Source organism: Archangium sp. (assembly GCF_036277355.1).
Lineage (GTDB): Bacteria > Myxococcota > Myxococcia > Myxococcales > Myxococcaceae > Archangium.
In genome coordinates this window covers 88,263-99,926 of the sequence record NZ_DASUNC010000063.1, presented here as the reverse complement: position 1 = coordinate 99,926, position 11,664 = coordinate 88,263, and the positions used below count along the sequence as shown (strand labels likewise).

The window sequence follows — 11,664 nt, the reverse complement described above, 5'->3', positions numbered from 1 at the left end:
TCAGGGCACCTCGGAAGCGGGCGGAGGAATGAGCTCACGCAACCGCTGGATGAGCGCGTTGAGATCCAGGGGCTTCACGAAATAGTCCGCGGCGCCGGCCTCCCGCCCGCGCCTCCGGTCCTCGGGCTCCCCGCGCCCACTGATGAAGATGACGGGGATGTCCCGGAACTGCTCGTTCTTCTTCACGGCCTTGCACAGCTCGAAGCCATCGATCCAGGACATGTTCACGTCCATGAGGATGATGTCCGGCCGCTTGAGCTGCAGGGAGGCGATCAGCCGCAGCCCGTTGGCCGCCGCGTTGACCTCGAAGCCCTCCGATTCGAGGGCGAACGAGAGCAACTCCCGCGTATCGCGGTCGTCGTCGACAATGGTGACCTTGGGCTTGGGCATGGCGTACCGATAGCTCTACAGCCGGGGGCCTAGAACGGCACGTCATCCTCGGGAGGCGGCGCCGACCGGGCGGCCCCCGAGCTGCCCCGGGACGGGGCGGGTGCCGGAGTGGAGGGCAGTGCCGGGGGCTTCACGCCCGCCTGCAGGGGAACCACCGCGTCCCGTCCGTCCTCGTTCAACAGCTCCTCGATGCGCTTCTCCGCCGCGTTGAGCAGCTGCTCGCCCCGGCGCACCAGCTTGATGCCGTCCTCGAAGGACTTGAGCGACTCCTCGAGCGTCAGCGTGCCGCCCTCCAGGCGCGCCACCACGTCCTCGAGCCGTTGCACCACCTCCCCGTACTGCTCGGGGACCTCTTCCGCCGCCTTGCCCTTGCTGTCCTTCGCCACTTCCGTCCACCTCGAAAAAGAGCAGTGGACTCTAGAGGAGGCCCCCACCCGGGTGCCAGCGGCACGTGCACCCGGACGTCAGCAATCCACCGGACCCTTCACCGCGGTGACGGTGGCCTCAATCTCCTCGCACCCCTGGAGTGTCTTCGCCCCGTTGTTGGCGAACTTGATGCCGAGCGTCTCGCCGGGCTGAACGTCCGAGATGGAACGCACCACGCCCCCGTCCCGCGTGCGGAAGGTCACCGAGTAACCCCGGGACATGACCTTCAGGGGGCTCATGGCATCCAGCCGGCCTTCTAGCCGCTGGAAGTGCCGCTGTGCCGACGCCAGGGTGTCCTTCTCCAGGGCGACCAGGCGGGCCTTGCGGTCCGCCAGCCGGGCGCGCAGCTCCGCCACCCGGGCCAGGGGCGAGCTGCGCTCCAGCACCAGCCGGGCCTGGGCCGCCCTCGCCCGCCGCGCCGCCACGTCCGCCCGCACCGCGGCCTTCAACCGCGCGGACAGCTGCACCAGCCGCGCCCGCTGCTCGGCGAGCCGGGCCTGGGGACGTTGGCGTTGCAGGTGCTCGGTGTGCGCCCGGAGCTCCTCGCGCCGCTCGCGCAGCACCTGGCGCAGCACCCGCGTCATCGCGTCCTCGGCGTCCGCCAGCCGCAGCCGCTCCGTGGACAGCCGCCGCCTCGGGTCCACCACCCGTCCGCGCAGGGCGCCCATCCGCTCGCGCAGCTCCAGCACCCGGCGCTCGGCCGCCTTGCGCAGCCGCACCGACTGCGTGGCCAGCGCGTACTCCAGATCCTGCAACACCGGGGCGAGCCGCTCCGCCGCCGCGCTGGGCGTGGGCGCGCGCCAGTCCGCCACGAAGTCGGAGATGGTGAAGTCGATCTCATGGCCGATGGCGGACACCACCGGCACCGGCGAGGCGAAGATGGCGCGCGCCACCCGCTCCTCGTTGAACGTCCAGAGGTCCTCCTTCGAGCCGCCGCCGCGCGTGACGACGATGACGTCCACGTCCGTGCGGGACAGGCGCTCGATGCCGCGGGCCACCTCCTCGGACGAGCCCTCGCCCTGCACGCGCGCGTCGCACAGCAGCACGGACAGGCGGGGGTTGCGCGAGTGCAGCACGCGCAGGAAGTCCTGCAGCGCCGCGCCGGTGCGGCTCGTCACCACGCCGATGCGCCGGGGCAGGAAGGGCAGCTCCCGGGGCGGGCGGATGCGGTTGTCGCCGATGAGGCCCTCGGCCGCCAGCCGCGCCTTGAGCTGCTCGAAGGCGAGCGCGAGGGCGCCCTCCCCTTCCGGCTCCAGCTTCTGGGCGATGAGGCTGTAGCGGCCGGCGGGCGCGTACACGTCCACGCTGCCCTCGGCCACCACGGCCAGCCCGTCGCGCAGGGCGAAGCGCAGCCGCGCCGCCTGCGAGGCCCACATCTTCACCTCGAGCGACGCCTCCGCGTCCTTGAGGGAGAAGTACAGGTGGCCACGGGCGTTGGGGCCCCGGAAGCCGGACACCTCGCCGCGCACCAGCACGCGCGGGAAGCGCGATTCGATCGTCACCTTGAGCTGCTGGGTGAGCTCGCCCACGGTGAGCACCGTGCGCGCCGGGGGCGTCCGCGAGGGCGGCGCTCCGGGCAGCGACGGCAGTGCCGCCGACACGTCCGCCAGCTCCGAGGGAGGCGGAGGCGCGGGGGGAGGAGAAGGAGGCTCGGGGGGAGGCTTGGGAGCCGCCGCCACCGTGCGCTTGGGAGCCGCACCCAACGAGCCGCCGAAGAGATCCCTCTGTCCGTCGGAGGCCTCCGGCGGGGTCTCTCCGGTGCTTCGCCGTTTCCTGGTCACTTGAGCTTCTCGACCCAGCTCTTGGCCTTCTGGTGCGTCTCGTCTTCCGACGGGGTCATGGCCATGACCTCGCGGAACTTGGGCACGGCGTCCTCGGGATTGGTGTCCTTGAGGGCGTAGGCCTGCAGGTAGAGATCCTTCGCCTTGGCGCGCAGCTCGGCGACGATGTTGTTGGCGCCGGCATGGCTGGGGTCGGCCTGGAGGGCGCGCTGGGCGTTATCCATGGCGCGGCCGTACTGGCCGGACGCCTTCGCGGCCGAGGCGCTCTTGAAGAAGATGTTGGCCGCGCGCGTGCCCGCGTTGCGCGACAGCTTGCTGCCCTGGCCCTTGGTGATCTTCTTGTCCAGATCCAGCAGGCGCGCCAGGCCCTTGGCGTCCAGGTCCTCCAGCTTCTTGTAGAGGTTGCCGAAGTCCGCCATCTGCGCCATCAGCGTCTTGCACTGCGGGCTCTTGGCGGCGCAGGCGTTGGCCATGGCCACGGCGCCATTGAGGTCACCATCGCGGAAGCGATCCACGGCCTGGTCCCAGGGCTTGGGCGCCTCCTTGACGGTGGGAGGCGGAGGAGGCGCGTCGCGGATGGCGATGGCGCGCTCCACCTGCTCGCTGACCACCTTGGCGTCGCGGTGCTCCGGGAAGGCCACGAGCACGTCGTCGACCATGGCCTTGGACGGATCCAGCTGCTTCTGCTCGAACAGGGCCAGCGCGTCACGCACGCGCTTGTCGGCCTTGTCCTTCAGGGTGGTGTGCAGCTGGCGCACCGCCTCGAAGAGCTGGGTGTCCTTGCTCACCTTGGCCAGCGCCGTGGCCGCCGGGCCGAGCTGATCCTTCTCCAGCGCCGCCTTGGCCGTGTCGATCGCCTCCTGGTTGGGGATCTCCTTCTCCACGCGCGCCAGGTAGTCCGGCAGCTGCACGTAGTTGGGCTCCAGCTCCTGGAGCTCCAGCAGCTTCGCCTTGGCATCCGCCCACTTGCCGTCGCGGATGAGGTTCTTGGCGTCCTGGAAGAGCGCGTCCATCGCCGCGCGCCGCTCCTGGGCGAGTTGCTCGTTGCGGGCCGCGACCTCGGCCTCGCGCTGCTGCTGCACCTTCATGACGGCCAGCAGGCCCACCAGCATCACGAAGACGGCGGCGGTGAGGATGAGCAGGCGCTTCTTGCGCTTCTGCGCGTTGGGATCCGCCGGCGTCGCCGCGGCACGGCCCCGGGTGCTGCGCACGCGCCCCTCGGGCCGGGGCGGCGGACGGCGCGGAACCCCGGCGAGAGCCCCACCCTCCTCCCCTCCGGCGTCCTCGGCGGGAGCGGCGGCGGGAGCCGGGGAGCGGGCGCTGCCGCGGCCCGGCCGTGGCGGAGGCGCCGAGGGCATCGGCATCATCATCGTGGCGTTGGAGTTGTCGTTGAACGTCAGCTCCGTGTCGCCGAGCGTGAGGGTGTCGCCATGGGCCAGCGGCATCTCGCTGGTGAGCGGCTCCCCGTTGAGGAGCGTGCCGTTGCCGGAGCCCAGGTCGCTCACCTCCCAGCCCCCGCCCACGCGGCGGATGAGCACGTGCTTGCGCGACACCGAGGTGTCCGGGATGCAGATGGGGTTGTCGTTGGCACGGCCGATGACATACTCGCCCTCTTCCAGGGCGAACTCGTTACCGGAGCACGGGCCCGCCGAGCACACCAGCCTGGTGCCCATCACCGGCAGAGACGGCTCGCGCACGGCGGGGGCCTGAGCCGTGCCGGTCGCGGTCCTGCGCGCCGGGGGGCGCTGACTGGTGGAGCCACCCGAGGGAGTGCCACCCGAGGGGGAGCCCGTCGTGGGCCGACGGCGTGCGGGGGGAGAACCGTTCGACATGGAAAGTCACCACTTCGTTGGGTGCACGGACACGGGCCTCACAGCCCATGCTCGTTGGCTTTTTCGAGCGCCAGATTGTGGCAGCGATGCGCCGGTGTAGGGAAGCGCCGGGTGATCTCTTCGAGCACCCGCCGGGCCCGCTTCTTGTCCTTGAACTGGATGTGCCGTTGGAATTCCAGCATCAGCTGGCCACACTTCTGGTCCAGGTCCACCGCCACCTGGCCCATCATGTGCCGGACGTCCTCGTACAGCTCGGGCTTCTCGTCCAGGGCCTCCAGGGTGATCCACGCCGAGCGGTAGTTCTCCCAGGCCAGCGAGAGGTTCTCCGCGCCGACGTCCTTGCGCTCGTAGAAGTCACGAGCCCGGGTCACGTAGCTGCGCGCCGTCTCCAGCAGCTCCTCGGGGCGCAGGTCCGGGACGGGGATGATCTCCAGGCGCAGGTTCCACACCCGCCAGCTGTCACGGCCCGGGGGGTTGCGGACGTTGTCGAAGACCAACTGGTTGTGCGCGTTCCGCTTGAGCACCGAGGGCGAGATGATCTGCTGGAGCTCCCGCTCGGTGGCGGTGACCATGTCCGGAGGCAGCGAGCCCAGCGGCGTCGCGTTGACGCTGAGGGTGACCTCGTCCTTGGAGATGCCGCTGGCCTGGTAGCGCAGGACCGCGACCGCGCGTGTGGGCGACACGAACTCGAAGTCGAAGAGCTTCATGTCCGGCTGCTCCCACGTCACGCCCTCGCCCAGGCCGAACGAGTCCGTCACGGTCTGGAGGCCGAGGGACGTGGGCTCCGGACCCCGGGACAGCCCTTCCAGGTCGGGCTTGAAGACGATGGCGAGCCCGCCCACCACGCCGGCCAGCAGCAGGAGCACCACGGTGGACAGGACGAGCTTGCCCCCGCGGGACAGCCCGAGCCACCACAGGGTGAGCTGGCCTCCCAGGGTCTCGCTCAGCTCGCGGCGGCGCCGGGCCTTGTCGGCGGCGGACAGGCCATCGGCTCCAGCCGAGGGGCGCGCGGGGGCGGTGGGAACGGCCGCCCGCTCGGGTGCCGCACGGGACAGCGGGGCCGAGGTGGGGGGCTCCACCGCCAGCGATTCCGCCAGGGTCTCCGAGCGGGCCACCGCCAGAGGCCCCGACGCGGGAGCCAGGACGGGCGGCGCCGAGGACGCCGGATCGAGACGCGGCGTGGGAAGAAAGGAAGCGGGCTGGGTGGACGGCCCCGCGGACGCGGCCTGGTTGCGGCGGATGAGCCGGGTGGCCTCGTCCTCCTCCTCCTCCACCGGCGTGAAGGGCCGGGTGGCGTCGTCCGCGCTGACGACCTCCTTGAAGACGAACTCCACCGGCCCCAGGGAGATGCGATCGCCGTTGCGCAGCTCCCGCTCACCGGAGATGGGCGCGTCGTTGATCAACGTGCCGTTGGCGCTGCCCAGGTCCTGCACGTAGAAGCGCCCGAGCCGATCCGAGACGCGCACGTGCTTGCGCGACACACCGGCGTCCTGAAGCACCACGTCGTTCTCCGTGGTGCGGCCGATGTGGATCTCGGCCTGCTCGAAGAGAAGCTCCTTCCCCGCTTGCAGACCCTTGGCGATGGTGAGCTGGAAGCCCAGGGCCCTATCCCCCGACGTCTCCGAACATGAACTGGAACACGATGGGCCCGAAGAGGACCATGAACACCGTGGGGAAGATGCAGGCGATGAGCGGGAAGAGCATCTTCACCGGCGCCTCGCCGGCCAGCTTCTCGGCGCGCTGGGTGCGGTCGATGCGCAGCTGGGTGGACTGGATGCGCAGCACCTTGCCGAGGCTGGTGCCCATCTTGTCCGCCTGGACGAGCGCGGTGACGAAGGTGGTGAGCGCCGGCAGGTCCACCCGGGCGATCATCGCCTTGAGGGCCTCCTCGCGCGTCTTGCCCATCTTCAGCTGCTTGAGGACGATCTGCAGCTCCTCGCGCAGCGGGCCCGCCTTGCCCTTCTCCACCACCTTGGCCAGCGCGCCGGTGAAGTCCAGACCGGCTTCCACCGACAGCGTCAGCAGGTCCAGGCTGTAGGGCAGCGCCCGGGAGATCTGCAGGTGACGCTTCTTCACCTGATCATTCACCCAGATGAGCGGGTAGTACAGGCCGAACAGCGCGAAGGCGAGCGACCAGGCCAGGTTCTCGTTGACCGCGTTGATCAGGATGAGGCCCGCCACCAGGCCCAGCACGGCGCTGATCTCCTGCATCGCCATGATGTCTTCGGGCTTGAGCGCGTTGGGCTCACCGGCCTTGGTGAGCTTCTTGCGCATCTTGTTCTCATAGCCCGGCCACATCAGCCGCCGGTTGAGCGCGCCCAGCTTGCGGATGGTGACCGAGCCGAGGCCCGCGACACCACCCGCCGAGTCATCCCGCACCTCGGAGAGGAACTGCGAGAAGTAGTTCTGGTAGACGCCGAATCCGAGGAAGCCCGCCGACGTCGCGAACATCAGCGCAGCGCCCCCCATCAACGTATTGGTGAGGATGTCGCTCACGGCCACTCCTTAGATATCGATGTTGACGATGCGCCGGATGATGATCACGCCCAGCACTTCCATGATGGCGATGACCGTCACGAGGATGTAACCGAACCAGTGGTCCATCATCGGCTCCATCAGGTCCGGACGCATGTAGTTGAGGACGAGGCCGAGGATGGCCGGCATGGCCGCCACCACCCAGCCCTGCAGCTTGCCCTGGGCGGTGAGGGCGTCGATCTTGCCCTCGAGCCGGAAGCGCTCGCGGATGACGCTCGAGATGGTCTCGAACATCTCCGCCATGTTGCCGCCGAGCTGGCGCGCGATGTTGGTGGCGACCACGACGAGCTCCAGGTCGTCACTGCCCACGCGCCGGCCCATGTTGATGAGGGCCTCCTCCAGCGGCACACCCAGCTTCACTTCCTTCACGAAGAGCCCGAACTCCTGGGCCAGGGGCGGCTGGGCCTCGCGCGCCACGTGCTCGATGGCCTGCGGGAACGTGAGACCCGCCTTGAAGGCGTTGGCCATGGCCTGCAGCGCATCCACCAGCTGCACGTTGAACTTCTTGATGCGCCGCTTGCGGTAGTGCTTCACCAGGATGATCGGCAGGAAGAAGCCGAAGATGGTGGCCACCACGCACAGGATGGGGTTGAAGATGATGTACGTCATGATGCCCAACAGGCACATGCTGGCGATGTTGAGCACCAGCAGCTGACGGGCATCGATGAAGAGGAACATGTCGCTCAAGTCGTTCATCGACTTGACGACGTACCGCTCCTGGTACTGCTCATAGGCCTTCGCCAGGACGGTGAAGATCACCAGGCTGAAGAAGAAGACCGACCCGGTGACGAGGAGTAGGACGATTCCGGCCAGCATGCGCGGGGACTTCCTTCAGCTTCGGGGGGAAGGGGAACGCACGGACGCAGAGACTACGGAGTACCCGAGGAGCCGACCGCGCTCTTCTCGGAGCTGCCGCCCTTGATGATCTGGATGATCTCGCGGCGCTTCTGCTCGAGCACGCGGGTGCGCTCACCGGAGAGCAGCGTGCTGATGGTGGCGCGGCCGCGCTCCTCGATCATGTCCACGTCCTCCTCGTTGCGCAGCGAGAGCGTGAGGTTGCCCAGCTCGCTGGCCAGCGTGAGGATTTCGGCCTCCTCGGGGATCACCATCAGCGTGATGTTCTGGTACTCGCGCTGGTGCTCGGGGATGAGGTTGACGTTGGTGGTACCGGTGACCTTGCCGGTGGCGAGCACGATGACGTTCTGCAGCAGCGTCACGGCCACGTTCTCGTCCGTCTGGGGATCGCGGAAGGTGCCGATCACGTCCACGTGATCGTTGGGGCGCACCCAGCCACCCACGGACGTGGTGGGCTTGGAGTCGATGGTGATGGCGCGGACCTTCTTCTGCACCTTGGTGGACAGGCGCTCGGCGGCCTTGGTGGTCTCGAACTGGCTCCACAGGAGGGGGTCACCCTGCTGCAGCGCCACGAGCACCTTCTGGCCCACCACGTAGGTGGCCGAGTCCGGCTTCACCACGGAGGAGGTGACGAACTGCTCGGGGACCGAGCGCTGGTTGATCATGTCGAAGGTGATGACGGTGCCCTCGGGGATGTCCGCTGAGGCCACGACGACTGGCACCAGGTTCCAACCACGGCGCACATCCGATTCCTTCTTCTTGATGGCGGACCACGCGATGATGCCGGCCAGCAGGCCGAGGCCCAGCGCGATGAGGAGCGGTGTCTTACCCTTCAGCATGTCTCGGAGACCTCCAAAGCGGGGAGCGCCCGGGGGGGCGGAACTCGTAGGTGGCGCGGCTGCTTTGCAAAGCGGGGGCCCGGGGCACCAGCGGGTGGGATGTTATCCACCCACCACGCAAAGTGTCAAAGTCACGAACCCTCGGCTGCCGGTTTGTTCCGATCTGGCGGGTCCCCGTCCCCCTCGTGGAGGGGGGGTCTTCCCTCTGAGACCCCCGGTGGAACACCCGCCCGAGTGACAGGGCTGTGGCACGGATGTCGCTCCAGGGCGGCGTCCATGAGTGAACACCTCTCCCGAGACGGACAGTCGGGCCAGGCCGCGGTCGAGTCGGCGCTGGTGCTGCCGCTGATGGTCTTCCTGGGCCTGGGCCTGCTGCAGCTGACGCAGATGCAGCAGGCGAAGCTGATGACGGAGTACGCGGCGTACTGCGCGGCGCGCTCCGGCATCGTGTGGAACGGCAACGCCGAGCGGATGCGGGACGCGGCCCTGGTGGCGGTGCTGCCCACGCTGGGCCGCACGGACGCGCCGCCGGAGCTGGCCAGGACGTGGACGCGGGCGCGGCTCCTGGACGAGATGCTGCGGCGGCTGCCGTGGCCCACGCGGGACACGGGGGTGCCGGACTCGGTGAATGGCGCTCCCCTGTCCGGCCTGGTGCGCGTGGATACGGTGAGCCCGTCCGGGTTCTCGCCGAAACGGGGCGAGCTGGAGTTCGACGGGCCGGAGGGCCTCGCCGAGGAGGTCTACCGCGAGGCCACCGTGCTGAGCGTGCGGGTGCGCTACTGGTACGAGCTGCGAGTGCCCTTCGCCAACCAGCTCGTCTTCACCGCGTGGTGGGCGGCCAACGCGGGCGCGGGGCCGAGCCACCAGCGGGGATACGCCACGCTCCACCGGCGGGAGTTGGGTGTGCTGCGGGGACTGGCCGCGGACAGGCGCTACTTCCTCCCGCTGACGGCCACCTACAGCCTGCGGATGCAGTCGAACTTCCATTCCAAGTGGCTGATGCACCCGAACCCGGACGGGGGGGCAGTGACGCCATGATGACCCGCGCTCTCCGGCGGAGCTTCGAGCGGCAGGAAGGCCAGGCGCTCGTCCTCGCGTGTCTGCTGATGCTCGTGCTGAGCATCGCCCTCATCACCACGGTGAACCTCGGGCAGGGGGTGCACGAGCGGATCCGCCTGCAGAACACCGCGGACGCGGCGGCCTGGTCCACCGCGGCCATGGAAGCCCGCGCGTTCAACTTCTACGCGTTCACCAACCGCACGCAGGTGTCCCACTACGTGTCGGCGATGATGTGGCAGTCGCTGGACTCGTTCGTGTTCTCCGTCCAGGCCTTCCTGACGGACCTCTACGGGTTCATGCGCACCATCGGCCCGTGCTTCCCCCAGGACAGCCGCGACGGACTCTTCTGGGTGAGCGTCTGCACCCTGCTCGACACCCTCCCCTCCATCCACGCCATCATGCGGGGGCTGGACCTGGTCTTCACGGTACTGCGGGGGATGTTGCTCCTCATGAAGCCCGTGATGGAGCCCCTCGACCGGGTGATCGGCCGGGTGGTGATTCCCGGGCACCGGATGCTCAACGCGGTGATGGCGGGCACGGCCACGGCGGTGATGCTCGCCACCTCCACGTACGTGATGGGCACGTCCCAGGCCATCATCGAGGCGAACGATCCCGAGGTGGACCCGCTCGTCCCCCAGACGCTCGCGGGACTCATCAACCAGTGCCTCTACAGCCGCGCGCACGACAAGGCGGCCAACGGGACGCCCTTCAGTCCGGTCAATCCCTTCGAGCCGCTGGATCCCACGCGGCGCAACGAGACCGACAAGACCGCCCGGGCCAAACGGGTGATGGCGGGCATCACCAACGCCACGCGCTTCGCCTGCGATGCGAAGGACGGTGAGTGTCCCGAGTCCCTCGTCACCGACCGGAAATGGGGCGGCCTCATGCCCATCCCCCGGTGGCTCGCGCCGCTGGAGAGCGTGCTCGATGGCATCCCCAAATGGGGCCAGACGCGCTTCCTCACCTACCGGCTCGGCGAGGGGAACGGCAGGAGCGCCAGGGGCGGCAACAAGATCCGCGAGTCGAAGGACCTGCCCCACCTGCCCATGGGAATGCTCGCCCAGGGCGATGTGCTCGGCGCGGACGACCCCTACTTCATCAAGTTGCCGGGGCCGGCTTCCCTCAACCTCGGGGGCACCCGGCTCCTGAATCCCTTCCGCTGCCCCAAACAGCCGGGCCCCGGTGACACGCGGACCTGGCGCGACTGCTGGGGAGACCCGCGCGAGGACAAGAACGACACCCTGAAGACGAGTGTGTGGGCCATGAGCGGCACGGACCTGCGCGAGAACGGCATCCACTGGCGCGTGGTGTTCCCGGGAGAGGCCTCGAAGCAGGAGGACCGGAACGTGGGCCTCTACGAGTCCAGGACGTGCCTCGCGAGTGTCCAGGGCGCGTGCTTCTTCGAGATGTCCGTGTACGTGGCCAACGTCCGCATCGACCCGAAGGACCACAACCACCCCTGGCCGGGGCTCGTGCCCTTCCCCCACTTCGAGCCGGGGGACTACGCGAAGGACTGCGCGGAGGGCCTCGACGACACACCGAGCATCGCGGCCATGGCGGGGCGCCGGGATGACTTCAACCAGCCCTCCACCTGGGTGCTCCTCACCAAGAGCGCGGATGCGTTCCGCCACACCCCGGGCCAGCTCAACGCCCAGGGGAAGCTCACCTTCTCCTTCGGCACGTCTCCCGAGACGCTGGATTTGAGGAACGGCCGCAAGACGGTGGGGCTCGGAGGCTCGCCGGGGATGAGCGTCATCTCCCGCGGCCAGACGTACTACCACCGGCCCGGGAACTGGACCGAGCAACCCAACTTCTTCAACCCGTACTGGCGGCCCCGTCTGGCGGCGGTCTGGCAGGGCAAGGACTCGCTGCCGCTCGTGGAAGAGCTGGCGGACGCATTGCCCGGCGACCTGAAGGACTCACCCGCGCGGTTCATCACCCACTGAG

At 69.0% G+C, this 11,664-nt stretch carries 10 protein-coding genes; 2 read left to right on the top strand and 8 right to left on the bottom strand.

Translation table 11 applies throughout. From position 1 onward, the window contains the following. The 8 genes from VFZ09_RS16740 to cpaB all read right to left on the bottom strand — a co-directional run bounded on the left by VFZ09_RS16740 (position 1) and on the right by cpaB (position 8,658). Entirely contained in the window at positions 1-390 is a 390-nt protein-coding gene (locus VFZ09_RS16740) for a response regulator (protein WP_329728581.1), read from the bottom strand. A 29-nt stretch (positions 391-419) separates the two neighbouring features. Continuing rightward, complete coding sequence (gene xseB / locus VFZ09_RS16735) at positions 420-776, bottom strand: exodeoxyribonuclease VII small subunit (RefSeq protein ID WP_329728580.1); 357 nt, start codon at positions 774-776, stop codon at positions 420-422. Positions 777-854: 78 nt separating this feature from the next. Then, positions 855-2,597, bottom strand: a complete 1,743-nt coding sequence (xseA, locus tag VFZ09_RS16730; protein WP_329728579.1) for an exodeoxyribonuclease VII large subunit — start codon at positions 2,595-2,597, stop codon at positions 855-857. Beyond that, positions 2,594-4,429: an FHA domain-containing protein gene (locus VFZ09_RS16725; protein WP_329728578.1), complete on the bottom strand. Its 1,836-nt coding sequence runs from the start codon at positions 4,427-4,429 to the stop codon at positions 2,594-2,596. The genes xseA and VFZ09_RS16725 overlap by 4 nt, the downstream gene beginning before the upstream one ends. 38 nt (positions 4,430-4,467) lie before the next feature. Then, entirely contained in the window at positions 4,468-6,000 is a 1,533-nt protein-coding gene (locus tag VFZ09_RS16720; RefSeq protein WP_329728671.1) for an FHA domain-containing protein, read from the bottom strand. A 34-nt stretch (positions 6,001-6,034) separates the two neighbouring features. After that, a complete protein-coding gene (locus VFZ09_RS16715) occupies positions 6,035-6,925 on the bottom strand; it encodes a type II secretion system F family protein (protein WP_329728577.1) in 891 nt (296 codons plus the stop codon). A gap of 9 nt (positions 6,926-6,934) precedes the next feature. After that, entirely contained in the window at positions 6,935-7,780 is an 846-nt protein-coding gene (locus VFZ09_RS16710) for a type II secretion system F family protein (protein ID WP_329728576.1), read from the bottom strand. Positions 7,781-7,833: 53 nt separating this feature from the next. Beyond that, positions 7,834-8,658 (bottom strand): Flp pilus assembly protein CpaB, encoded by an 825-nt coding sequence (gene cpaB, locus VFZ09_RS16705; RefSeq protein WP_329728575.1) that lies wholly within the window; start codon positions 8,656-8,658, stop codon positions 7,834-7,836. Between the two features lie 276 nt (positions 8,659-8,934). Between cpaB and VFZ09_RS16700 the strand changes: the two genes are divergently transcribed. Beyond that, positions 8,935-9,696, top strand: a complete 762-nt coding sequence (locus VFZ09_RS16700; protein ID WP_329728574.1) for a TadE/TadG family type IV pilus assembly protein — start codon at positions 8,935-8,937, stop codon at positions 9,694-9,696. Beyond that, a complete protein-coding gene (locus tag VFZ09_RS16695; protein WP_329728573.1) occupies positions 9,693-11,663 on the top strand; it encodes a pilus assembly protein TadG-related protein in 1,971 nt (656 codons plus the stop codon). Before VFZ09_RS16700 ends, VFZ09_RS16695 begins: the two co-directional genes overlap by 4 nt. Position 11,664 lies beyond the last annotated feature (1 nt).